The sequence below is a fragment of the Pseudomonas sp. 13B_3.2_Bac1 genome (genome assembly GCF_025466205.1).
Lineage (GTDB): Bacteria > Pseudomonadota > Gammaproteobacteria > Pseudomonadales > Pseudomonadaceae > Aquipseudomonas > Aquipseudomonas fluorescens_H.
Genome location: NZ_JANLOG010000023.1, coordinates 63771 through 87981 on the forward strand (window position 1 = coordinate 63771; position 24211 = coordinate 87981).

The window sequence follows — 24211 nt, forward strand, 5'->3', positions numbered from 1 at the left end:
AAGGGCGGATCAGCCGGCTCAGGCAGTCGGCAGGGCCAGGGCCTGGCCCATCTGCACTGGCGAACCCGCCACCAGTTCTTCAGCCCACTTCACCTGATCCGGGCCAAACAGCACGATCGCCGTCGAACCCAGTTTGAAACGCCCCAGTTCCGCGCCTTTTTCCAGATGAATCGGCGCACGGGCGGCTTCGTCGTAGCGGAAGGTTTTCAGTTCGCGCTTCGGTGGGGTGACCAGACCGGCCCATACGGTTTCGATCGAAGCGACGATCATCGCGCCGACCAGTACCACGGCCATTGGCCCGCGCTCGGTGTCGAAGATGCACGCCACGCGCTCGTTGCGGGCGAACAGTTCCGGGACGTTTTCGGCAGTGGTCTGGTTGACCGAGAAGATCCGGCCCGGGATGTAGACCATTTCGCGCAGAGTGCCGGCCAGCGGCATGTGCACGCGGTGGTAGTCCTTCGGCGACAGGTAAATGGTGGCGAAGTCGCCGCCCATGAATGGCGCGGCATTGGCGGCGTCACCGCCGAGCAGTTCCAGCACGCTGAAGCTGTGGCCCTTGGCCTGGAACACGCGACCGTGCTCGATCGGGCCGAGCTGGCTGACGGCACCGTCGGCCGGGCTGAGGATCGCGCCCGGGGTCTGATCCAGTGGCCGCGCGCCGTCCTTCAGGGCACGGGTGAAGAACGCGTTGAAGTGCTCGTAGGCGGTCAGGTCTTCAACCAGTGCTTGCGACATGTCCACTTGATAACGCTTGGCGAACCACTGGGTGAAGGCATTCTTGAACCAGCGCACGCGGCACTCGGCAACGCAACCGGCCAGGCGCGACAGCAAGTGGTGAGGCAGCAGGTACTGGCTGAGGATAAATAGACGCTCTTTCATTAGTTGTCCTTAGAACCTTGAATCTCGACAGGCGTATCAGGGTGGTTGCCCCATTCGCCCCAGGAACCGGCGTAGCCCTTGACCCGCGGATAACCGAGGGATTTGGCCACCAGATAAGTGAAGCCCGACCGGTGATGGGTCTGGCAGTGGGTAATGATTTCTTTGTCCTTGGTGATCCCGAGGTCATCGAGGATCTGCGGCATATCCGTGCGAATCCGCAATTGACGCGCCTTGTCCATGCCGGCGGTCCACTCGAAGTTGACCGCGCCGGGGATGTGTCCGCCCTTGGCGGCCAGCACCTTCTCGCCGGAAAACTCCAGCGGTCCGCGCGCATCCCAGATCGCCAGATCGGCGGCGCCGAGACGGCTTTGCAGGTATTCGCGGGTGGCCGTCGGCTCGTCGTGCAGGGTCAGCGCCACCGGGCCGCCCACCGCAGGCGGAACCTGGATCGACATCGGCATACCCGCTTCCAGCCACGCCGGCAGACCGCCGTCGAGGTAGTGGTACTTGTCGTGACCGATCACGTCGAGCAACCAGATGAAGCGTCCGGCCCAGCCACCGCCTTCGTCGTCATAGACCACGTATACCGCGTCCTGGCGATGGCCCAGTTCACCGAACAGGGCTTCCAGATCGGCCTTGGCTGGCAGCAATCCCGGCGCCGGCGGCTGGCCGAGCTGGGTGCGCTTCGGATCGACAAAGCGTGCGCCTGGCAGATGGCCCTCGGTATAGCGGGCGGCACTGGTCAGGTCCACCAGAATCAGTTCGCTGGCATCCAGCCGAGGGAGCAGGTCGCTCGGTTCGATGACGAGCGGCAAGCCAGAGAAGTCAGACATGTGAGGTCTCCAGAGCACAAAGGGGGGGATTGTAGCGCAGCCTCATCGGCCACGGCTGCTAAAGCTGTGCAGGGCCTTTTCGATGCACTGCGCGGTTTTGCCGAAAGCCTGCACGGTGATGTCGGCGAACGGCCCACCGCCCTGGTCGGCGACCACGATCATGATCACCCGGCCGTTATTGACCAGCGAGCGCAGGAACAGGTGTTCGCCGCGGAACAGCGTGCGCAGGCCTTGCGGCAGCAGCGCGGAGAATTGCGCGTTGTTCTCGGGGTTGATCCGCACCTGTGCCTGCTGCGCGAGCAACCGTTGCAGAACTTTGCTCTGGCTGACGACAAAATTCAGCGCGGCGGCTTCCTTCGGCAAACCGAAGGTCTGGTGCACCCGCAGATTGGACTGCGTGCGGTCGGCCATCAGAATCATCACCCGGCGCATGCCGCTGGCGACCAGCGCATCACGCGCAGCGACGGTCAGGCTCATGGCATTGGTGAAGCGGCTCGGCTCGGCCAGCAGTTCGGCGCATTGCCGGCGCCATTGAGTCAGATCCTCGGCACTCGGCGCGGCCGCCGGCAGCATCCCGGCCGGCAACCGATGGGTGCCCCACGGCCATAATAATGAAACGGCCGGGTGCCACAGATCGGGCATTGCATGCTGGCGCGCACTGTTGGCCGCTTGCTGGTGCAACTGCTGCTGCACCTCGTCCATCGAGATTTGCAGATAAAGGCTGGTCAGGTACTGCCAGCGCTCGCTGTGCGGACTGTCCCAGGCCTGTTGCGCCGACAGCGCCAGGCCGTTGGCCAGCAACACGGTGTTGGCCGGCTGGTTGAGCCAGCGGCGCAGGGTCGGATCGTCGTCGAGGCGATTCTGCTGGCGCAGCGGATGCTCGCTGTCACGGGCGATGCGCAGGACTTTCACCAGTTCGCGCTGTTCGCTGAGCAGCAGTTTATAGCCTTGCTGCACCCAGATCGGCAGGTGCCAGACCTGGACCAGCGCCTCGGCGATCTTCAGCAGGCGCACGCCAAACAGTTGCTTCTCGACGACCGGGGCCGATTCGCCCTTGTGGATAACTCGCACTTCCCACTCTTCGAGCAATTCTGGAAACGTCAGCGCCAGCGGCCATAACGGCGAGAGAAACAACAGGCTGCCCCAATGAATGTCCTGCCACAGCCGCGCGAGGCGACTGGCGAAAAAACCGTTGGCCTGTTGTGTGGCGTGCTGGCTGATCATCTGCAGTTGGCGCAGCGCCTTGGGGATCTGCATCTGCGGTTCGACGGGAAGACGCGCGAGCAATTCTTCGGTACGCGCAAGGCCCAGACGGTTGATCGCCACCTCGAGATTTTCCGCCGGTGCGGTCATCGTGCCGAGGGTGTGACGATTGGCCTCACGGATGATGCTCAAGGCCAGCGCGGGACTGTCCTGCATCAGGTCGGCGATATCGCGCAGCGAGCTGCGGTTGTCGCGGATCGCCCGGCAAACCTTGTCGTGAGCCTCTTGCGGCACGGGCAGGCGCACGCCATCGAGCAGCTTGACCCAGCCCTCGAGCGTGGTTGGTTTTACATGTGGGACGTTCGTTTCATTAGCCATGTCTGGACGAGATCTTCACTGACTGTAGACGCGCCCGGCATGGGCTAAATTGGCTTTTCGCCTGAACTGGCTATAGTCTGGCGCAGTTTTGCCGATAAGTAGAAGAAGAGATTTTTTAACTTCCGAATATGACCTTGAACCCGACTCAGTAAGTACTTTCCTACCTATGGCTAAAATTATCGGCATCATCGTCGTATTCGCGAGCGTGCTCGGCGGATACGTGCTCTCCCACGGCAAAATTGCCGCCCTGATCCAGCCTTTCGAGGTGATGATCATCGGTGGTGCGGCCCTCGGTGCATTCCTGCAGGCCAACCCCGGTTACATGACGATGCACGTGCTCAAGAAATCCCTGAGCATGTTCAGTTCGCGTTTCAGCCACACGTTCTATCTGGAAGTGCTCGGCCTGATCTACGAGATCCTCAACAAGAGCCGCCGCGAAGGCATGATGGCCATCGAAGGCGACATCGAAGACGCTGCCGCGAGCCCGATCTTCGCCAAGTACCCGGCCGTGCTCAAAGACGAGCGCATGACCGCGTTCATCTGCGATTACCTGCGCATCATGTCCTCCGGCAACATGGCTCCGCATGAGCTGGAAGGCCTGTTCGACATGGAACTCTACAGCCTCAAGGAAGACCTCGAGCACCCGTCCCATGCGGTGAACGGTATCGCTGACGCCATGCCCGGTTTCGGTATCGTCGCGGCGGTACTGGGTATCGTGGTGACCATGGCTTCGCTGGGTGAGGGCGATCAGAAATCCATCGGCCTGCACGTGGGTGCGGCACTGGTCGGTACCTTCTTCGGTATTCTCGCGGCCTACGGTTTCTTCGGGCCGTTGGCGCACTCCCTGGCGCACGATGCCAAGGAAGAACTGAACGTCTACGAAGCCATCAAGGCCTCGCTGGTGGCGTCGGCTTCCGGCATGCCGCCATCGCTGGCCGTGGAGTTCGGGCGCAAGGTTCTGTACCCGGCGCACCGTCCAAGCTTTGCCGAGCTGGAACAAGCCGTTCGCGGTCGTTAAGCCATGGAAAATAATCAGCCGATAATCATCAAGCGCGTCAAGCGCATAGCCGGTGGGCACCACGGCGGGGCGTGGAAAATCGCCTTCGCCGACTTCGCCACGGCGATGATGGCGTTCTTCCTGGTGTTGTGGCTGCTGTCCACCGCAACGCCTGAGCAGAAGATCGCCATCGCCGGTTACTTCAAGGATCCGGTCGGCTTCTCCGAAAGCGGTACGCCGTACATCATCGATCTGGGCGGCACGCCGACCCTGGCGCCGGAAAACACCCTCAACCCTGAGGTAAAGTCGCAGCCGCAACCGGACAAGGTCACGGTCGACACCGAGCAGGTCGAAGGCATGGCCGAGCAGGTCGAGAAAGAGCGCCTGGAACTGTTGCTGCAAGAACTGCAGAACAAGGTCAACGAGAACCCGCAACTGCAGAAGTTCAAGGACCAGATCCTGTTCGAGATCACCCCGAACGGCTTGCGTATCCAGATCATGGACGCCGAGAACCGGCCGATGTTCGACTCAGGTTCCGCACGCCTGAAACCGTACTTCGAAGACATCCTGCTGGCCATGGCTGACACCATCAAAGCGGTGCCGAACAAGATCAGCATCAGTGGCCATACCGACGCCAAGCCGTACACCGGCACCGGCGATTTCGGCAACTGGGAACTCTCGGCCAACCGTGCCAACGCCGCGCGGCGTGCACTGGTTGCCGGCAGCTATCCGGACGGGCAAGTGGCGCGGGTGGTGGGTTATGCCTCGTCGGCGCTGTTCGACAAGGAAGATCCGTTCAACCCTGTCAACCGCCGCATCGACATCGTGGTCCTGACCAAGAAGGCCCAGGCCGCCATCGAAGGCTCGCAAGGTGCCGAACCGGCCAAGCCCGCCGCCGAAGGTCAGAACGGCGCCGCTCCGGCAACGCCGGTCGATCCGAACGCGCTGCCGGCAGATCAGCAACCGGTGCCGGCGCACGAGTTGCGCGAACGCTTGAACCTGTTCGACGACGCCGCACCGAAACCGGCAGTGCCGGGGACTGCGGCGCCAGCGCCGGCGGCTCCACCAGCCGCCGCACCGGCGCCCGCGCCGAAGCAGTGACCGACAAAAAAGCCGACAGCGATGTCGGCTTTTTTGTGGCTGTCGATTGACCTCAGAACCCGCGACGAATCCGGTTCTTCAGCCCCTCATGGAACATCTCGGCATTGATCTTGTTGGCGCTGCGCGTCGATTGATTGCCGGTCACCGAGTCGAGCGTCATCGAGCGTTTGATCGTGCCTTCGCTGCGATAGGCCTCGATGAAGAAATCGACATCCGTGGGCGTGCTCAGCTTCGGCCACTTGTCCAGATACTCCGGCAGCTTTGCCGGCCCGGTGCGGAACGAGCAGATCCGCCGGTTGCTGATCGTCGCTTCGCCGATTTCGAACGGCACCCACCACGACAACGCGGTTTTCTCCGACACCACCGCCAGCAGGTGCGTGCATTCGGTGATGTTGCGCGTGATGACCCCGGTGATGTCGTCGGTGGTCTGCGATTCCGGGTCGAGCACGTCGAGGTAGGTCTTGATGTTGGCCTGCATCAATTGGGCATTGATCGCCATGGCCTGCGGGCGATCCATGTGGCGGTAGCTGATGAATACGGGCATCAGAAGTGTCCTTTTATGGCGAGTTCACGGTAATAGGCACCGAGCGCCGTGAGACGGCAGCCAGTGGAGTGAATGGCCGCGTAATACATGTGTTCGGCGTCGACCGGTTCGATCAGGCTGTGGCGGTTGCACTTTTGCAGTTGGGCGAAGACTTCGCCGTGCTCCGGGTCGAATGTGGCCTCGGTGGGTTCGTAGCTGGGGGCGAGGCGGAACGTCGATTCGGCTTCGGCAAACCATTCCGGCAGTTTGCGCAGGATCTCCTTGGGGATCAGCGGCGAGACTTCGCGCAGGGAGATGAACTGCGAGACATTGGTCTTGAACACCGGGCGCTGCTCCCAGGCATCGAGTGCGTTGTCGACGAAGGAATACAGGCTGCCCGGTGTGATCTTGCCGAGGATGTTCGCCGCACCGCCGTGCAGGGCCTGCAACAGCAAACCGGTGAACACACCGTGTTGCGCACCTTCCAGGGCCGGCTCTTCCTTTTTGCAGGCGGTCAGGATGGTCATGCCTTCGCCGACCACGCTGCTTTCGCTGCGCAAGGCGCGCACTTCGCCGGCCGCGCCGCTCTGGCAGCAGTCGAGGATGATCACTTTGTTTTTGATTTTCGTGGCTTTGGCGGCCCAGTTGAGAATGTCGCTGATGCGGATGCCGTCCTTGGCGCTGCGATAGTCCTGCGGCAGGAGCATGCCTTCATCGTTGTCGCTGTCGAAGCCGCCGTGCCCGGCGAAGTACAGCAGGGCGACGCCGCAGTCGCCGGAGAACAGCTCGCGAATCTGGTCTTCGAGCTTGCCTCGGCCGAGGTCGTCTTCAGCCGAGGTCAGCACCACATTCTTGAAGTTGGGGTCACCGTTGGCGTCGGTTTTCAGCACGGACGCCATGGCCATGGCGTCGTTGCAGCAACCGCTCAAGGGCGAAACGTGCGAGTAGTGGTTGATGCCGATAAACAGTCCCTTGCGCATGCTTACACCGCCGTGTGCTGACGGATCGCACCGATGATGCTGTTGGTGTTCCACGCGCATTCGGCGTGTGCCGCCTCACGTACCACCGTGGAAATGCGCTCGGCGCCGAACGGCTTGATTGCGATGATCACTTTGCCCATGCGTTTGGCGATCTCGATTTCCTTGTTGATCCACTTGCTGTAGGTCGAATACATCCCGGCCATGATCAGCACCGCCGAGCACGGACGAATCTTGTTTTCGATGGCTTCCTCGAGCTGCTTGTCGGTCTGCGCGCCCATGATCGGGTTGTGCGGCGGCACGGAAAAATTCTTGAAGCTGAAATCTGCCTTGGCGCCGAGCAGGCGCACCAGATTGTCGTGGGCGTGGGCGTAGTTCCACGAATGGCTGATGAACAAATGGTAGGTCTGCATGGGGTTCCTCGAAGGTCGCGAAGGTGCGAAGGAACAACCCAATTTAGGCATCTCTAAAGTGCCCGCAAGGTCTGCGCGCGGAAAGAGAAATGTCCTGCAGGCAGGCGCGAGCAGGCCTGTCAGAAAGGTCTGACGTTTAAACGGTCGGGGGATGTGTCAGGCGTGGTCCGACATCCGGCAGCCCTCGGACGAGGGGCTGCCGGTGCAGATGTTTAGTAGCCGTTTTCCGGCAGGCTGGCGATGATCGAGCGGTAGCTGTTCATCCGTTGCTGCTGCACGCGGCCATCTTCCAGGGCCTTGAGCAGGGCGCAACCCGGTTCACGATCGTGCTTGCAGTCGCGGAAGCGGCAGGTGCCGAGCAGGTCGTTGAACTCGATGAAACCGGCTTCGACGTCGGCGCGGCTGACGTGGCCCAGGCCGAACTCACGGATACCCGGGGAGTCGATCAGCTCACCGCCGCCAGGGAAGTGGAACAGGCGCGCGGTGGTCGTGGTGTGCGTGCCCTGACCGGACAACTCCGACAGCGGGCCGACACGGGTTTCGACTTCCGGCAACAGGCTGTTGACCAGCGACGACTTGCCGACACCGGACTGGCCGACGAACACGCTGATGCGGCCGTCGAGCTGCTTCTGCAACTGTTCCATGCCGTTGCCGTGATGCGCGGAGACTTCCAGCACCGGATAACCCAGCGTGCGGTACACCGCCAGCAGCGCGTTGAGCGCCGGGGCGTTCTGCTCGTCGATCAGGTCGAACTTGTTCAGCAGCAGCAACGGGCGGATGCCGGCGTGTTCGGCGGCGACCAGGTAGCGGTCGATCAGGTTGGCGTGCGGCTCGGGCAGCGGTGCGAAGACGATGACGATCATGTCGACGTTGGCAGCGACTGGCTTGAGCTGGCCACGGCTGTCCGGGCGGCAGAGTTCGGTGCTGCGCGGCAGTTGCGCGACGATCACCCCGATGCCCTGGTTGCCGGCGCGCCAGACTACCCGATCACCGGTCACCAGTGCCGGCAGGTTGGCGCGCAGGTGGCAACGGAAAACCTGGCCGGCCTGTTCGCCGTCCACGGCCTCGACTTCGACCTGCACACCGAAGTGGGCGATCACCAGGCCGTGTTGCTCGGGGCCCAGGTCGCCGCCCTCGAGGGCTTCGACCGCCGAGGACTCGCGTTTGGCGGCGCGCGCGGCGCGCTCGCCTTGAATCTTTTCGATGCGCCAGTTTTGACGACGATTGAGTTGGCGTTTGGCCATGGGTGTTCCGTCTGAAGAATGCAGCGATTAGGTAAAACGGCCGCGAGTTTAGCACGCCCGGGCATCGGCCTAGGCTAAACTGCGCAGCATTGCCTAGGAGCCCGAATATGCAAAACCCGCAGAACCTGATCTGGATCGACCTGGAAATGACCGGTCTGGATCCGGAAAACGACGTCATCATCGAAATGGCCACCATCGTCACCGACAGTGACCTGAACACCTTGGCCGAAGGCCCGGTGATCGCCATTCACCACAGTGACGAAGTGCTCGCCCGCATGGACGAGTGGAACACCCGCACCCACGGCAACTCGGGCCTGACCCAGCGTGTGCGTGACAGCCGTATCAGCATGGCCGAGGCCGAGGCCGAAACCATCGCTTTCCTCGAGAAATGGGTACCGAAGGGCAAGTCGCCGATCTGCGGCAACAGTATCTGCCAGGACCGCCGCTTCCTTTATACCCACATGAAGGCGCTGGAAAGCTACTTCCACTACCGCAACCTCGACGTGTCGACGCTCAAAGAGCTGGCCGCACGCTGGGCACCGGACGTGCGCGACAGCTTCAAGAAGGGCAGCACTCACTTGGCACTGGACGACATCCGCGAGTCGATCGCCGAGCTGCAGCACTACCGCAAGCACTTCATCAAGTTCTGATTGAGGGGTGTCTGCCCTGACGTCTTCGCGAGCAAGCCCGCCCCCACAATTTGGAATGCGTTCCCCCTGTGGGAGCGGGCTTGCTCGCGAAGAGGGCGTCAGAGTCCCGTAAGATTCAAGTCAGAAATGCATCCCGGAGCGCGCCCCCTTCTGGTGCGGCGCTGAAATGGCTAGACTGCGCGCCTTCCTGCCAGGACCGCCGCCATGTTGCTGATGCTCTATCTGATCGCCATTACCGCTGAAGCCATGACTGGCGCGTTGTCTGCCGGACGGCGCGGCATGGACTGGTTTGGTGTGGTGCTGATCGCCTGCGTCACCGCGCTGGGTGGCGGTTCAGTGCGTGACGTGTTGCTCGGGCACTATCCGCTGACATGGGTCAAACACCCGGAATACCTGGTGCTGACCTCGGCCGCCGCGATGCTTACCGTGTTCACCGCCCGCTGGATGCGTCACCTGCGCTCACTGTTTCTGGTGCTCGATGCGGTCGGTCTGGTGGCGTTCACCCTGATCGGCTGCATGACCGCTCTGGAAATGGGCCACGGCATGCTGGTGGCCTCGGTCAGCGGCGTGATCACCGGGGTATTCGGCGGCATCCTGCGCGACATCTTCTGCAACGACATCCCGCTGATCTTCCGCCGCGAACTGTACGCCAGCGTCTCGTTCGCCGCCGCGTGGTGCTACATGTTCTGTCTGTATCTGAATGTGCCGAGCGAGCAGGCGATCCTGATCACCTTGTTCGGCGGCTTTCTGCTGCGGCTGCTGGCGATTCGGTTCCACTGGGAAATGCCCAAGTTCGTCTACAACGACGAGCATTAATACATTTCTCTGTAGGAGCTGCCGCAGGCTGCGATCCTTTGATCCTGTCTTTTAAAAATCAAAGTCAAAAGATCGCAGCCTGCGGCAGCTCCTACAATTGACCGTGCTGTTTCAGTGCCCACTCGACGTGTTCACGCACCAGCTCTGACGGATAGTCACGACGCGCCTTCAAGGCTTCCAGCACTGGAATGCTCGACGGCGCGTTGCCCAAGCCGACCGCCAGATTGCGCAGCCAGCGCTCGTAACCGGCGCGGCGCAGCGGCGAGCCTTCGGTGCTGCTGAGAAACTTGTCCTCGTCCCACAGGAACAGCTCGGCCAGTTCAGCGTTGTCCAGGTTGTGCCGCGGCTTGAAATCGCTTTCCCCGGATGGCCGGGCGAAGCGGTTCCATGGGCAGACGATCTGGCAGTCGTCGCAGCCGAACACGCGGTTGCCGATCAACGGGCGCAAGTCTTCGGGAATGGCGTTTTTCAGTTCGATGGTCAGGTACGAGATGCACCGTCGCGCGTCCAGCACATACGGGCCGACGAAGGCGTTGGTCGGGCAGATGTCCAGGCACGCGGTGCAGCGCCCGCAATGCTCGGTGTTGTGCGGTTCGTCCACCGGCAGCGGCAGATCGACGAACAGTTCGCTCAGGAAGAAATAGCTGCCGGCCTTGCGGTTCAGTACCAGGGTGTTTTTGCCGATCCAGCCCAGCCCGGCCTGCTCGGCGATGGCTTTTTCCAGCACCGGGGCGCTGTCGACGAAGGCACGGAAACCGAACGGGCCGATCTCGGCCTGAATCTTGTCGGCCAATTGCTGCACACGTTTACGGATCAATTTGTGGTAATCGCGGCCCAAGGCATAACGCGAAACGTAGGCCTTCTCCGGTTGCGCGAGCATTTGCGCCATTTGCGTGTCGCCGGGCAGGTAGTCCATACGCAGCGAAACCACGCGCAACGTACCCGGAACCAGCTCCTCCGGATGCGAGCGTTTGCTGCCGTGGGCGCCCATGTAATCCATTTCGCCGTGGTAGCCGGCGGCGAGCCAGCGCTCCAGGTGCTGCTCATGCTCGGCCAGGTCCAGACCGCTGATGCCGACTTGCTGGAAGCCCAGCTCGCGGCCCCAATCCTTGATCGATTGGGCGAGGGCGGGAAGATCTGTGGTGATGGCGGACATGAGGCGAGAGAAACCGGAGCTGAGGTGCGTATAATTCTGCCAGACATCGGAGCCCGAAGACGCATGCCGCACACGAAAGATCAATTACCCGACGCGCTGTATGGCGCTGCACAGGTGCGAGCACTCGACGCGCGGCTGATCGCTGCGGGCAACCCGGGCTTCGAATTGATGCAGCGCGCCGCGCACGCGACCTGGCGAGCATTGGTGCGGCAATGGCCGTCGGCGAACGAAATGACCGTGCTGGCCGGGCATGGCAACAACGCCGGTGATGGTTTTCTGATCGCCGCGCTGGCGCACCGGGCCGGTTGGGCGGTGCAGGTGCTGGCCGTCGGTGATCCGCAACGCTTGCAGGGCGACGCTGCGCAGGCTTATGCGCAGGCACTGAGCGATGGCGTCGCCGTGCAGGGCTGGACCGCGCAATTCGAGCTGCGCGGCATTATCGTCGATGCCTTGCTCGGCACCGGACTGTCCGGCGATGTGCGCGAGCCGTATGCCGCTGCGATCAAGGCGATCAATGCCGGTGGCCTGCCGGTGGTGGCGGTGGATATTCCTTCGGGGCTGTCCGCCGATACCGGGCATGTCCTTGGCGTTGCGGTTCACGCCGACCTTACCGTGACCTTTATTGGCTTGACGCTTGGCCTGTTCACCGGTGATGCGGCGGATCAGGTCGGAGCGCTGGTGTTTAACGATCTGCAAGCCGCTGCCGACATCTACCGTGACATTCCTGTCAGCGTCCTGCGTCTCACGACGGCTAATCTTCCGCGACTGGCTCCGCGTGCGCCCACTGCGCACAAAGGGCGCTTCGGGCATTTGCTGTTGATCGGCGGCGATCAGGGTTTTGGCGGGGCGATTCTGCTCAGTAGCGAAGCGGCCTTGCGCAGCGGCGCCGGCATGGTGTCGCTGGCGACCCGTCCGGAACATGTCCCGGCCGCGCTGACGCGGATGCCGGAAGTCATGGCGCTCGGCACATCGTCGGCCAATCAGTTGATGGGGCTGCTGGAAAAGATCTCGGTGCTGGTGGTTGGTCCGGGTCTCGGACAGGCGAGTTGGGGCCGGGCGCTGTTGTCCGCTGCCGCCAATGCGCCGCTGCCGCAGGTATGGGACGCCGACGCGTTGAATCTGCTGGCGAGCGGTTTTGTCAGCCTGCCCGGGAATTGCGTGATCACTCCGCATCCGGGCGAGGCGGCGCGCCTGTTGGGCGTCAGTACCGCTGAGGTGCAGGCAGATCGCCCGGCCGCCGCGCGGGCGTTGTGCAAAAAATACTCAGCCGTCGTCGTGCTGAAAGGCGCCGGCAGCCTGATCGCCCATCCCGATGGGCGTCTGGCGTTGTGTCATCAGGGCCATCCGGCCATGGCCACTGCCGGCCTTGGCGATGTGCTCGCCGGGTTGACCGGGGCGCTGCTGGCGCAGGGCATGGACGGCTACGATGCCGCCTGCCTCGCAGTCTGGCTGCACGCCAATGCCGGCGCGCAACTAGGTAAATTCGGCCGTGGGCTGGCGGCCAGTGATCTGATTCCAGCCATTCGTCAGTTGTTGGAGGAGCATGCACCGTGTCTGAAGTAACCCTGTACCTGGCCGATGAACAGGCCATGAGCGACTTTGGCGCACGGATCGCCCGCGTTACTCAGGGCCATGGCCTGATTTTTCTCGAAGGCAATCTGGGCATGGGTAAAACCACCCTGTCGCGGGGCATCATTCGTGGGCTTGGGCATGTCGGCGCAGTAAAAAGTCCGACCTTCACTCTGGTTGAGCCCTACGAGATCGGCGACGTCCGTGCCTTTCACTTCGACCTGTACCGTCTGGTCGATCCGGAGGAGCTGGAGTTTCTCGGTATCCGCGATTATTTCGAAGACGATGCCCTGTGCCTGATCGAGTGGCCCGATAAAGGTGCAGGCTTTTTGCCAAAGCCTGACCTGACCATTACCATTACCCCGCAAGACAGCGGCCGTTCGCTGAAAATTTTGTCCCAGGGCGCGCGTGGTGAGTCCTGGTGTGCCGCTTTGGCATTGGAATCCAATTAAATGATGGGGTTAGGTATGCGCTTTCGCGCGTTGGTGGCTGCCGCAGGACTGATGTTGATGGCAGTGGCCGTCAACGCTGTGGCCGACACAAAGGTCAACAGCGTGCGCCTGTGGCGGGCGCCGGACAATACGCGACTGGTCTTCGACCTGAGCGGCCCGGTGCAGCACAGTGTCTTCACCCTGACCGCACCGGATCGACTGGTGATCGACATCAATGGCGCCACTCTGGGTGCGCCGTTGAAAGTTTCGACCGCCAACACGCCGATCACCGCGATGCGCTCGGCCCAGCGTACGCCGACTGACCTGCGGGTGGTCATCGACCTGAAAAAAGCCGTCACCCCGAAAAGTTTCTCGCTGGCGCCGAACGCGCAATATGGCAACCGTCTGGTGGTCGACCTGTTCGACAATGCCGCCGATGCCGCCCCGCCGCCAGCTCCGACGCCTTCGGTTGCGACCGTGCCGGCAGTGCCGGTGACGCCTTCGGAACCGGCGATCAAACTGCCACCGGCCCCGGCCGGCAAACGCGACATCATTGTGGTGATCGACGCCGGCCACGGCGGCGAAGACCCGGGTGCGTCCGGCTCGCGCGGTCAGCGTGAGAAAGATGTGGTACTGCAGATCGCCCGCGAACTGCAGCGTCAGGTCAACGGCATGAAGGGGTTCCGTGCCGAGCTGACCCGGACCGGCGATTACTTCATCCCGTTGCGCGGCCGTACCGAAATCGCCCGCAAGAAGGGCGCCGACCTGTTCGTGTCGATTCACGCCGACGCCGCGCCGTCTGCGGCAGCCTTCGGCGCCTCGGTGTTTGCCCTGTCCGATCGCGGCGCAACGTCGGAAACCGCCCGTTGGCTGGCCGACAGCGAAAACCGTTCCGACCTGATCGGTGGTGCCGGCAACGTCAGCCTCGACGACAAGGACCGCATGCTCGCCGGCGTGTTGCTCGACCTTTCGATGACCGCGTCGCTGACTTCCAGCCTCAACGTCGGCCAGAAAGTCCTGACCAACATTGGCCGCGTGACCCCGTTGCACAAACAACGCGTGGAGCAGGCCGGGTTCATGGTGCTGAAATCGCCGGACATCCCGTCGATTCTGGTCGAAACCGGCTTCATCTCCAACGCCAACGAAGCGAACAAGCTCTCTGCATCGAGCCATCAGCAGGCGCTGGCACGTTCGATCAGCAGTGGTGTGCGCCAGTTCTTCCAGCAGAACCCGCCACCGGGCACCTACATTGCCTGGCTGCGTGACTCCGGCAAGATCGCCCAAGGCCCGCGCGATCACCGCGTGAGTCCGGGTGAGACCCTGGCGATGATCGCCGTGCGTTATCAGGTGTCGCCCGCCACGCTGCGCAGCGCCAACAATCTCAGCAGCGATGAGCTGAAGGTCGGTCAGCATCTGACCATTCCTGGCACCGAACTGGCGTCCAAAGAATGAACCAGGTGTTGAACGCCGCACGCATCGAACTGCTCAGCCCGCGGCTGGCGAACCAGATCGCCGCCGGTGAGGTGGTCGAGCGCCCGGCTTCGGTGATCAAGGAATTGCTGGAAAACAGTCTCGACTCTGGTGCCAAGCGCATCGACGTCGATGTCGAGCAGGGCGGCGTCAAACTGCTGCGGGTGCGTGACGACGGCAGCGGCATTTCCGCCGACGACCTGCCGCTGGCCCTGGCCCGGCACGCCACCAGCAAGATCCGCAATCTCGAAGACCTCGAACAAGTGATGAGCCTGGGCTTCCGTGGTGAAGCGCTGGCATCGATCAGCTCCGTGGCACGCCTGACTCTGACCTCGCGCACCCGCGACGCCGATCAAGCCTGGCAGGTCGAGACTGAAGGCCGTGACATGGCGCCTCGCGTTCAGCCAGCAGCGCATCCGGTCGGCACTTCGGTGGAAGTGCGCGACCTGTTCTTCAACACGCCGGCGCGGCGCAAGTTTCTCAAGACCGAAAAAACCGAATTCGATCACCTGCAGGAAGTGATCAAGCGTCTGGCGCTGGCGCGTTTCGACGTAGCCTTCCATCTGCGCCACAACGGCAAGACCATCCTCAGCCTGCACGAGGCCCACGATGATGCGGCCCGCGCCCGGCGGGTGGCGGCGATTTGTGGCTCGGGCTTCCTTGAGCAGGCGCTGCCGATCGAGATCGAGCGCAATGGTTTGCATCTGTGGGGCTGGGTCGGGTTGCCGACCTTCAACCGCAGCCAGGCGGACTTGCAGTATTTCTTTGTGAACGGCCGGGCGGTGCGCGACAAACTGGTGGCGCACGCGGTGCGTCAGGCTTATCGCGATGTGCTGTTCAACGGTCGTCATCCGACCTTCGCGCTGTTTTTCGAGGTTGATCCAGCAGCGGTGGACGTCAACGTGCACCCGACCAAGCACGAAGTGCGTTTCCGTGACGGGCGCATGGTGCATGACTTCCTTTACGGCACGTTGCACCGCGCACTGGGCGATGTGCGTCCGGAAGATCAGTTGGCCGGTTCGGTCACCACTGCCGTCGTGCGTCCTACCGGCATCGAGGCCGGTGAATTCGGCCCGCAGGGCGAAATGCGTCTGGCGGCCAACGCGCTGCTGGAGCAGCCGCAGGCGCAACCGGTGTTCAACACCTCGTCCGCTGCAAGCGCTGGCGGCGCTTACCAGTATCAGTACACGCCACGTCCGCAGTCGGCGATGCCGCCGGCCGCCGAGGCGCAAGCTGCTTACCGCGAGTTCTTCGCGCCGCTGCCCGAGGCCAACGCCAACGCGCTGCCGGCCGGTCAAGAAGATATTCCGCCACTCGGTTACGCACTGGCGCAGCTCAAGGGTATCTACATCCTGTCCGAGAACGCTCAGGGGCTGGTGCTGGTGGACATGCATGCCGCGCACGAGCGGATCATGTACGAACGCCTGAAAATCGCCATGGCCAGTGAAGGCCTGAGCGGCCAGCCATTGCTGGTGCCGGAGTCGCTGGCGGTCAGTCAGCGTGAAGCCGACTGCGCCGAAGAACATGCCGCATGGTTCCAGAAACTGGGCTTCGAACTGCAGCGTCTGGGCCCGGAAACATTGGCGATCCGCCAGATTCCGGCCCTGCTCAAACAGGCCGAGGCCAATCGGCTGGTGGGTGACGTGTTGTCGGACCTGATGGAGTACGGCACCAGCGACCGGATTCAGGCACACCTGAACGAACTGCTCGGTACCATGGCCTGCCACGGCGCGATCCGCGCCAACCGGCGCCTGGCCCTGCCGGAAATGAACGGCCTGCTGCGCGACATGGAAAACACCGAGCGCAGCGGTCAATGCAACCATGGCCGACCGACCTGGACCCAACTGGGCCTGGACGATCTGGACAAACTGTTCCTGCGCGGTCGTTGATGAGCCAGCTTCCTCCAGCAATTTTCCTGATGGGCCCGACCGCTGCGGGCAAGACCGACCTGGCCATCGAGCTGACCAAGGTGCTGCCGTGCGAACTGATCAGCGTCGATTCGGCGTTGGTCTATCGCGGCATGGACATCGGCACCGCCAAGCCCTCGAAAGAACTGCTGGCCGAATTTCCGCACCGGCTGATCGATATTCTCGATCCAGCCGAAGCCTATTCGGCTGCGGATTTCCGCCGCGATGCCCTGCAAGCCATGGCTGAAATCACCGCGCGCGGGAAAATTCCGCTGCTGGTCGGCGGCACCATGCTCTATTACAAGGCTTTGGTCGAAGGTCTGGCGGACATGCCGGCAGCGGATCCCGAGGTTCGTGCGCAGATCGAAGAAGAGGCTGCACGCCTTGGCTGGCAAGCCCTGCACGAGCAACTGGCGCTCATCGATCCGGTGTCGGCGGCACGCATTCACCCGAACGATCCGCAGCGCCTGAGTCGTGCGCTGGAGGTCTATCGGGTCAGCGGTCAGAGCATGACCGCCCTGCGTCAGCAACAATCTGCGCAAAGTACTGAAGCAGCCGCTTCGGGACAGCAACAATTGCCCTATACTGTCGCGAACTTGGCCATTGCTCCGGCAAATCGCCAGGTACTGCACGAGCGCATTAAACAAAGATTCACAAATATGCTGGAACAGGGGTTCATCGACGAGGTCGTAGCCCTGCGTAAAAGAAGTGACCTGCATTCCGGGTTGCCGTCTATACGTGCGGTAGGCTACCGCCAAGTCTGGGACTACCTGGATGGCAAGCTGTCGTTAGCCGAAATGCAGGAACGCGGCATCATTGCCACGCGTCAATTGGCCAAGCGCCAGTTCACCTGGCTGCGCAGCTGGGAAGAACTGCACTGGCTGGACAGTCTTGATTGCGACAATCTGCCACGCGCCTTGAAATACCTTGGGACCATCTCCATATTGAGCTGAGTCCTTGCAATTGCCGTCTATCCTTGGGGGTGTGGCGGCCAAAGCCATCTGAATTACCTATTTTTATTATTGAATCCTTAAAGGAGTGCGGCACATGTCAAAAGGGCATTCGCTACAAGACCCTTACTTGAATACTTTACGTAAAGAGAAAGTTGGGGTTTCCATCTACCTGGTCAACGGTATCAAACTGCAAGGCACGATCGAGTCGTTCGACCAGTTCGTTATCCTGCTGAAAAACACCGTGAGCCAGATGGTTTACAAACACGCTATCTCGACAGTCGTGCCAGTACGTCCAATTCGTCTGCCTAGCGCAACCGAATCCGATGCAGGTGACGCTGAGCCAGGTAACGCCTGATAGGAGTCTCCTTTGTTCTTTGAGCGCCACGGTGGTGGTGAGCGAGTCATTCTCGTTCACTTGGAAGGTCAGGACCCTGAGGCGCGCGAAGATCCGCAGGAGTTTCAGGAATTGGCTAATTCGGCGGGCGCCGAGACCGTTGCGTTTTTTAACGTACCGCGTCATCGGCCAACCGCCAAATTCCTGATTGGCAGCGGCAAGGTCGAGGAATTACGCGACCTGGTCCATGCCGAAAAGGCCGATCTGGTGATTTTCAATCACATTCTCACGCCCAGTCAGGAACGTAACCTCGAACGTGTTTTCGAGTGTCGCGTGATCGACCGTACCGGCCTGATCCTCGATATCTTCGCCCAGCGCGCCCGTACCCATGAAGGCAAGCTCCAGGTAGAACTGGCCCAGCTTGACCACATGAGCACCCGGCTGGTTCGCGGCTGGACTCACCTTGAGCGTCAGGGTGGTGGTATCGGCATGCGTGGCCCGGGTGAAACCCAGCTCGAAACCGACCGGCGTCTGCTGCGGGTTCGTCTGCGGCAGATCAAGGGTCGTCTGGAAAAAGTACGCAGCCAGCGCGAGCAATCGCGACGCGGCCGCTCCCGTGCGGATATCCCTACCGTTTCTCTGGTGGGCTATACCAACGCCGGCAAATCCACGCTGTTCAATAACGTGACCAAATCCGAGGTGTACGCGGCCGACCAGTTGTTCGCCACGCTGGACCCGACCTTGCGCCGTCTGGAACTGGACGACCTGGGGCCGATTGTCCTGGCTGACACGGTAGGGTTCATTCGGCACTTGCCGCACAAGCTGGTCGAGGCATTTCGGTCTACGCTCGAAGAGTCGAGCAACTCCGACCTGCTGTTGCACGTGATCGATGCGGCCGAACCGGATCGCATGTTGCAGATCGAGCAGGTGATGGTGGTGCTGGGCGAGATCGGAGCCCAGGACTTGCCGATCCTCGAGGTATACAACAAACTCGATTTGCTTGAAGGCGTTGAGCCACAGATCCAGCGCGATGCCGATGGCAAACCGCAGCGGGTCTGGCTGTCGGCGCGTGATGGCACGGGTCTGGAATTGCTTGAACAGGCGATTGCCGAGTTGCTGGGCAGTGATTTGTTTGTGGGGACATTGCGCTTGCCACAACGGTTCGCTCGACTGCGTGCGCAGTTCTTCGAGCTCGGTGCGGTACAGAAAGAAGAGCATGACGAAGAAGGCATCTGCCTGCTGGCCGTTCGTTTGCCCCGGGTCGAGTTGAATCGACTGGTAAGCCGCGAAGGATTGCAGCCGATGGAATTCATCGAGCAACACACTTTGCAATAAAAGCCTGGCAAAGCGGTTGTGCCGCGACGGCAGGCATTCTGTAGCATTGGTCGGCGCGCCGTGGGTGCGTCTTTGCTTTATCAGATGGAGAGCGCTATGGCTTGGAATGAGCCGGGTGGCAACTCGAATAATCAGGATCCTTGGGGTGGCAAGCGCCGCAATAACGGCGACCGCAAGGGGCCACCGGATCTCGACGAGGCCTTCCGAAAGCTGCAGGAAAGCCTGAACGGGTTGTTCGGTGGTGGTAAGAAACGCGGTGGTGATGACGGCGGTGGTTCGGGCAGGAGTGGTGGCGGCTTCGGCGGTCTGCTCGGCATCGGCCTCGTCGTGCTGGCGGCTGTCTGGCTGTACAGCGCGGTCTATGTGGTCGACGAGCAGGAGCAAGCCGTGGTGCTGCGCTTCGGCAAGTACTACGAGACGGTCGGCCCCGGCCTGAACATCTACTTCCCGCCGATCGACAAGAAGTACATGGAGAACGTCACGCGTGAGCGTGCCTACACCAAGCAGGGCCAGATGCTGACCGAAGACGAGAACATCGTCGAAGTGCCGCTGACCGTGCAGTACAAGATCAGCAACCTGCAGGACTTCGTGCTGAACGTCGATCAGCCGGAAATCAGCCTGCAGCATGCGACCGACAGCGCCCTGCGTCACGTGGTGGGTTCGACCGCCATGGACCAGGTGCTCACCGAAGGTCGTGAATTGATGGCCAGCGAAATCAAGGAGCGTCTGCAACGCTTCCTCGATACCTATCGCACCGGTATCACCGTCACTCAGGTCAACGTACAGAACGCGGCAGCCCCGCGTGAAGTGCAGGAAGCCTTCGACGACGTGATCCGCGCCCGTGAAGACGAGCAGCGTTCGCGCAACCAGGCTGAAACCTACGCCAACGGCGTCGTGCCGGAAGCCCGTGGTCAGGCCCAGCGCATCCTCGAGGATGCCAACGGTTACCGCGACGAAACAGTCTCGCGCGCCAAGGGTGAGGCTGACCGCTTCACCAAACTGGTGGCCGAGTATCGCAAGGCACCTGAAGTCACCCGCCAGCGTCTGTACCTGGACACCATGCAGGAAGTCTTCAGCAACACCAGCAAGGTACTCGTGACCGGCAACAAGAACGGCCAGAGCAACTTGCTTTATCTGCCGCTGGACAAAATGATTCAGAACAGTTCGGGCAGCAATGCACCGGTGACCGGTTCGGCCGCTGCCAGCAACAACACGGATGTCGCGCCGCATGTCACTGATCTGCCGCAGACACGCACAAGGGAGACCCGCTGATGAGCAATAAATCGCTGATCGCCCTGATCGTTGGCGTTGTTGTGGTGCTGGTGGGCTGGAACTGCTTCTACATCGTGGCTCAGACCGAGCGTGCGGTGTTGCTGCAATTTGGTCGTGTGGTTCAGGCCGATGTTCAGCCAGGTCTGCATGTGAAGGTGCCTTACGTTAACCAGGTGCGTAAATTCGACGCACGTCTGATGACGCTGGATGCACCGACACAGCGCTTCCTGACCCTGGAAAAGAAAGCCGTGATGGTCGATGCCTACGCCAAGTGGCGCGTGAAAGATGCCGAGCGCTTCTACACCGCGACTTCCGGCCTCAAGCAAATCGCCGATGAGCGTCTGTCCCGTCGCCTGGAATCGGGCCTGCGTGACCAGTTCGGCAAGCGCACCCTGCACGAAGTGGTGTCGGGTGAGCGTGATGCGTTGATGGCTGACATCACCGCGTCGCTGAACTCGATGGCAGAAAAAGAGCTGGGTATCGAAGTGGTCGATGTCCGGGTCAAGGCCATCGATCTGCCGAAGGAAGTGAACCGCAGCGTGTTCGAACGTATGAGCACCGAGCGTGAGCGTGAAGCTCGCGAGCACCGCGCCAAGGGTAACGAACTGGCCGAAGGCATCCGTGCCGACGCCGATCGTCAACGCCGCGTGCTGCTGGCTGAAGCCTATCGTGAATCCGAAGAGATTCGCGGTGATGGCGATGCCCAGGCCGCTGCGATCTACTCCAAGGCCTACGGTCAGGATCAGGAGTTCTACGGTTTCTACCGTAGCCTGCGTGCCTACCGTGAAAGCTTCGCGAACAAATCCGACGTCATGGTTCTCGACCCAAGCAGCGACTTCTTCCGTTATCTGGAAAAGTCCAAGCCTTGATGCGACGTTGACCTGAATCACTCCGCCCGGCGGCTAAAACCTCGGGCGGGGTGATCCTTTGGGAAAACGTGTGTATGATGCGGCAGCCGGGAAATTCCCGGCTTTTTTGCGTCTGCACGTTTGATTGCTGTTTTTTGTTGCAGGCATCGGGTTGAATGGCCCGAGAGTATTTCGAGGAAAGTGATGGGCGAAGCCGGTAACAGGCCTTTCGCCGCGTCGTTCATGCGCGTGCGTTTTGAACGAGTCGGTCATTTTCTGCTTCACTCAAGGCTCGCCCGCAGGCTGGCCGCCCGGATCAAAGGGGAATGGCGTAATGGCAACGGTAGACCGCTGGCTGCTGCCAGATGGCATCGAAGAAGTACTGCCACCGGAAGCGGCGCGCATTGAAGTCGCGCGTCGTCAGGTGTTGGATCTGTTCCAGAGCTGGGGTTACGAGTTTGTCGTGACTCCCCATATCGAGTACCTGGAATCCCTGCTGACCGGTGCGGGCCAGGATCTGGATCTGCGTACCTTCAAGGTCATCGACCCGCAGTCGGGCCGGCAGATGGGTTTCCGTGCCGACATCACGCCGCAGGTGGCGCGCATCGATGCGCACACCCTGCGTCGCGAAGGCCCGAGCCGCCTGTGCTATGCCGGCAGCGTGCTGCATGCCCAGCCGCGTGCACTGTCGTCCTCGCGCAGCCCGATCCAGCTGGGTGCCGAGCTGTACGGCGATGCCAGCCCGAGCAGCGACGTTGAAGTGATCAGCCTGATGCTGGCCATGCTGCAACTGGCCGATGTGCCGGACGTGCACATGGACCTTGGTCATGTCGGCATCTATCGTGGCCTGGCGCGCGCCGCCGGTCTGTCCGGTGAAGTCGAGCAGCAGTTGTTCGATGCGCTGCAACGCAAGGCCATCGACGAGGTCATTACCTTGACCGAAGGCCTGCCGGCCGATCTGTCCGGCATGCTGCGGGCGCTGGTCGACCTGTGTGGCGGCCGTGAAGTGCTGACTGCCGCCCGTGAGCGTCTGGCCAATGCGCCGGCGCCGGTGCTGGCCGCGCTGGAAGATTTGCTGGAGATCGCCGATCGTCTGGCGGCGCGCTTCCCGGAGCTGCCGCTGTACTTCGACCTGGGCGAGCTGCGCGGCTACCACTACCACACCGGTGTGGTGTTCGCAGTATTTGTCCCGGGCGTGGGCCAGTCCATCGCTCAGGGCGGTCGTTACGACGATATCGGCGCCGACTTCGGTCGTGCCCGTCCGGCGACCGGCTTCTCTACCGATTTGAAAACCCTGGTGACCCTGGGGCGTGCTGAGATCGAGCTACCGTCTGGCGGTATCTGGATGCCTGACAGTACGGATGCGGCACTCTGGCAGCAGGTTTGCCAGTTGCGCAGTGAGGGTCAGCGTGTCGTTCAGGCATTGCCTGGACAACCTTTGGCCGCCGCCCGTGATGCGGACTGCGACCGGCAATTGATTCAGCAGAACGGGCTTTGGCAAGTATCGCCACTGGCTTCTTGAGTTTTCCTGCCGGCCATCGCCGGCACCAAGTTTGCGCGAATGAGGACAAGTGTTATGGGTAAGAATGTCGTAGTCCTGGGCACCCAATGGGGTGATGAGGGCAAAGGCAAGATCGTTGATCTGCTGACCGAACATGCTGCCGCCGTAGTGCGCTACCAAGGTGGCCACAACGCTGGCCACACCCTGGTGATCGACGGCGAGAAAACCGTCTTGCACCTGATCCCGTCGGGCGTGCTGCGCGAAGGCGTGCAGTGCCTGATCGGCAACGGCGTGGTGGTTGCACCTGACGCCTTGCTGCGTGAGATCACCAAGCTGGAAGAGAAAGGCGTACCGGTGCGCGAGCGCCTGCGTATCAGCCCGTCCTGCCCGCTGATCCTGTCCTTCCACGTGGCGCTGGACCAGGCCCGTGAAAAAGCCCGTGGCGAGCTGAAGATCGGTACCACCGGTCGCGGCATCGGCCCGGCTTACGAAGACAAGGTTGCGCGTCGTGGCCTGCGCGTGGGCGACCTGCTCAACATGCCGCGCTTCGAAGACAAGCTGCGTGAACTGGTGGATTACCACAACTTCATGCTGGTCGGTTACTACAAAGAGCCGGCCATCGAGTTCGAAAAGACCCTGGCCGAGTGCAAGGAATACGCTGAGCTGCTCAAGCCGCTGATGCTGGACGTGACTGCCGAGCTGCACGACCTGCGTCGCGCCGGCAAAGACATCATGTTCGAAGGTGCCCAGGGTTCGTTGCTCGACATCGACCACGGTACCTACCCGTACGTGACCAGTTCCAACACCACCGCAGGTGGCGTGGCCACCGGTTCGGGCGTTGGCCCGATGTTCCTGGACTACATCCTGGGCATCACCAAGGCTTACACCACTCGCGTTGGTTCGGGCCCATTCCCGACTGAGCTGTTCGATGACGTGGGTGCGCACCTGGCCAAGCAGGGTCACGAGTTCGGCGCGACCACCGGCCGTGCCCGTCGTTGCGGCTGGTTCGACGCCGTTATCCTGCGTCGCGCTATCGATGTGAACAGCATCTCGGGCATCTGCCTGACCAAGCTGGACGTCCTCGATGGCCTGGAAACCATCAACATCTGCACCGGCTACAAGGACGCGCAAGGCAACGCCGTGGCGCCGACCGACGCTGACAGCTACGTGGGCCTGCAGCCTGTGTACGAAGAAGTGCCGGGCTGGACCGAATCGACCGTGGGTGCCAAAACCCTGGAAGAGCTGCCAGCTAACGCTCGTGCCTACATCAAACGCGTTGAAGAGCTGATCGGCGCGCCGATCGACATTATTTCGACGGGTCCGGATCGCAACGAAACCATCGTTCTGCGTCATCCGTTCGCTTGATAAGTCGTTGATGTAAAAAACAAAGGCCCCTTAATCGGGGCCTTTGTCGTTTATGC

Annotated in this window: 23 protein-coding genes; 15 read left to right on the forward strand and 8 right to left on the reverse strand. The window is 61.7% G+C overall.

The features are described 5' to 3' along the window. Positions 1–18 precede the first annotated feature (18 nt). The 3 genes from asd to NTD85_RS03885 are packed head-to-tail and all read right to left on the reverse strand — an operon-like array spanning position 19 to position 3293. Positions 19–879, reverse strand: a complete 861-nt coding sequence (asd, locus tag NTD85_RS03875) for an archaetidylserine decarboxylase (protein ID WP_003221083.1) — start codon at positions 877–879, stop codon at positions 19–21. Continuing rightward, positions 879–1712, reverse strand: coding sequence for a thiosulfate sulfurtransferase (gene rhdA, locus NTD85_RS03880; protein ID WP_262141472.1), 834 nt, complete (start codon positions 1710–1712; stop codon positions 879–881). Before rhdA ends, asd begins: the two co-directional genes overlap by 1 nt. Positions 1713–1754: 42 nt before the next feature. Next, entirely contained in the window at positions 1755–3293 is a 1539-nt protein-coding gene (locus NTD85_RS03885) for an HDOD domain-containing protein (RefSeq protein WP_262141473.1), read from the reverse strand. Positions 3294–3459: 166 nt separating this feature from the next. On the opposite strand from NTD85_RS03885, the gene motA reads away from it, so the two are divergent. Both motA and motB read left to right on the forward strand, forming a co-directional pair. Further along, on the forward strand, positions 3460–4311 hold the full coding sequence (motA, locus tag NTD85_RS03890) for a flagellar motor stator protein MotA (RefSeq protein ID WP_007952169.1): 852 nt from the start codon (positions 3460–3462) through the stop codon (positions 4309–4311). Between the two features lie 3 nt (positions 4312–4314). Further along, on the forward strand, positions 4315–5391 hold the full coding sequence (gene motB, locus NTD85_RS03895; protein WP_262141474.1) for a flagellar motor protein MotB: 1077 nt from the start codon (positions 4315–4317) through the stop codon (positions 5389–5391). Positions 5392–5443: 52 nt separating this feature from the next. On the opposite strand, the gene NTD85_RS03900 is transcribed toward motB, so the two are convergent. From NTD85_RS03900 to rsgA, 4 genes are all read right to left on the reverse strand, one after another. After that, on the reverse strand, positions 5444–5935 hold the full coding sequence (locus tag NTD85_RS03900) for a toll/interleukin-1 receptor domain-containing protein (protein ID WP_262141475.1): 492 nt from the start codon (positions 5933–5935) through the stop codon (positions 5444–5446). Then, positions 5935–6894, reverse strand: coding sequence for a caspase domain-containing protein (locus NTD85_RS03905; RefSeq protein WP_262141476.1), 960 nt, complete (start codon positions 6892–6894; stop codon positions 5935–5937). Before NTD85_RS03905 ends, NTD85_RS03900 begins: the two co-directional genes overlap by 1 nt. 2 nt (positions 6895–6896) lie before the next feature. After that, positions 6897–7304: a TIR domain-containing protein gene (locus tag NTD85_RS03910; RefSeq protein ID WP_003221095.1), complete on the reverse strand. Its 408-nt coding sequence runs from the start codon at positions 7302–7304 to the stop codon at positions 6897–6899. 212 nt (positions 7305–7516) lie between these two features. Further along, complete coding sequence (gene rsgA / locus NTD85_RS03915; protein WP_003221096.1) at positions 7517–8548, reverse strand: small ribosomal subunit biogenesis GTPase RsgA; 1032 nt, start codon at positions 8546–8548, stop codon at positions 7517–7519. A 107-nt stretch (positions 8549–8655) separates the two neighbouring features. On the opposite strand from rsgA, the gene orn reads away from it, so the two are divergent. After that, on the forward strand, positions 8656–9198 hold the full coding sequence (gene orn / locus NTD85_RS03920; protein ID WP_003221098.1) for an oligoribonuclease: 543 nt from the start codon (positions 8656–8658) through the stop codon (positions 9196–9198). A gap of 204 nt (positions 9199–9402) precedes the next feature. Continuing rightward, the gene (locus tag NTD85_RS03925; protein ID WP_262141477.1) at positions 9403–10014 is read left to right on the forward strand and encodes a trimeric intracellular cation channel family protein; all 612 of its coding nucleotides are present in this window, start codon (positions 9403–9405) and stop codon (positions 10012–10014) included. 91 nt (positions 10015–10105) lie between these two features. Here the strand turns inward: NTD85_RS03925 and queG are convergent, their stop codons facing one another. Beyond that, entirely contained in the window at positions 10106–11170 is a 1065-nt protein-coding gene (queG, locus tag NTD85_RS03930) for a tRNA epoxyqueuosine(34) reductase QueG (protein WP_262141478.1), read from the reverse strand. 63 nt (positions 11171–11233) lie between these two features. Between queG and NTD85_RS03935 the strand changes: the two genes are divergently transcribed. The 11 genes from NTD85_RS03935 (at position 11234) to NTD85_RS03985 (ending at position 24155) form a co-directional block, all read left to right on the forward strand. Next, positions 11234–12733 (forward strand): NAD(P)H-hydrate dehydratase, encoded by a 1500-nt coding sequence (locus NTD85_RS03935; RefSeq protein WP_262141479.1) that lies wholly within the window; start codon positions 11234–11236, stop codon positions 12731–12733. Continuing rightward, positions 12721–13191, forward strand: a complete 471-nt coding sequence (tsaE, locus tag NTD85_RS03940) for a tRNA (adenosine(37)-N6)-threonylcarbamoyltransferase complex ATPase subunit type 1 TsaE (protein WP_103485508.1) — start codon at positions 12721–12723, stop codon at positions 13189–13191. The genes NTD85_RS03935 and tsaE overlap by 13 nt, the downstream gene beginning before the upstream one ends. Positions 13192–13242: 51 nt before the next feature. Then, on the forward strand, positions 13243–14622 hold the full coding sequence (locus tag NTD85_RS03945; RefSeq protein ID WP_400508169.1) for an N-acetylmuramoyl-L-alanine amidase: 1380 nt from the start codon (positions 13243–13245) through the stop codon (positions 14620–14622). Between the two features lie 5 nt (positions 14623–14627). Beyond that, entirely contained in the window at positions 14628–16529 is a 1902-nt protein-coding gene (gene mutL / locus NTD85_RS03950; protein WP_262141487.1) for a DNA mismatch repair endonuclease MutL, read from the forward strand. Beyond that, positions 16529–17500: a tRNA (adenosine(37)-N6)-dimethylallyltransferase MiaA gene (miaA, locus tag NTD85_RS03955; protein ID WP_003221110.1), complete on the forward strand. Its 972-nt coding sequence runs from the start codon at positions 16529–16531 to the stop codon at positions 17498–17500. Before mutL ends, miaA begins: the two co-directional genes overlap by 1 nt. Positions 17501–17594: 94 nt before the next feature. Next, positions 17595–17855, forward strand: coding sequence for an RNA chaperone Hfq (gene hfq, locus NTD85_RS03960; protein WP_003221112.1), 261 nt, complete (start codon positions 17595–17597; stop codon positions 17853–17855). Between the two features lie 12 nt (positions 17856–17867). Then, positions 17868–19169, forward strand: coding sequence for a ribosome rescue GTPase HflX (hflX, locus tag NTD85_RS03965; RefSeq protein ID WP_003221114.1), 1302 nt, complete (start codon positions 17868–17870; stop codon positions 19167–19169). Between the two features lie 96 nt (positions 19170–19265). Continuing rightward, on the forward strand, positions 19266–20441 hold the full coding sequence (gene hflK, locus NTD85_RS03970; protein WP_003221116.1) for an FtsH protease activity modulator HflK: 1176 nt from the start codon (positions 19266–19268) through the stop codon (positions 20439–20441). Beyond that, a complete protein-coding gene (gene hflC / locus NTD85_RS03975) occupies positions 20441–21310 on the forward strand; it encodes a protease modulator HflC (RefSeq protein WP_226499901.1) in 870 nt (289 codons plus the stop codon). Before hflK ends, hflC begins: the two co-directional genes overlap by 1 nt. Positions 21311–21623: 313 nt before the next feature. Next, positions 21624–22811, forward strand: coding sequence for an ATP phosphoribosyltransferase regulatory subunit (locus tag NTD85_RS03980; RefSeq protein WP_103522565.1), 1188 nt, complete (start codon positions 21624–21626; stop codon positions 22809–22811). Positions 22812–22865: 54 nt separating this feature from the next. Further along, positions 22866–24155 (forward strand): adenylosuccinate synthase, encoded by a 1290-nt coding sequence (locus NTD85_RS03985; RefSeq protein WP_003221122.1) that lies wholly within the window; start codon positions 22866–22868, stop codon positions 24153–24155. The last annotated feature ends 56 nt before the right edge of the window (positions 24156–24211 follow it).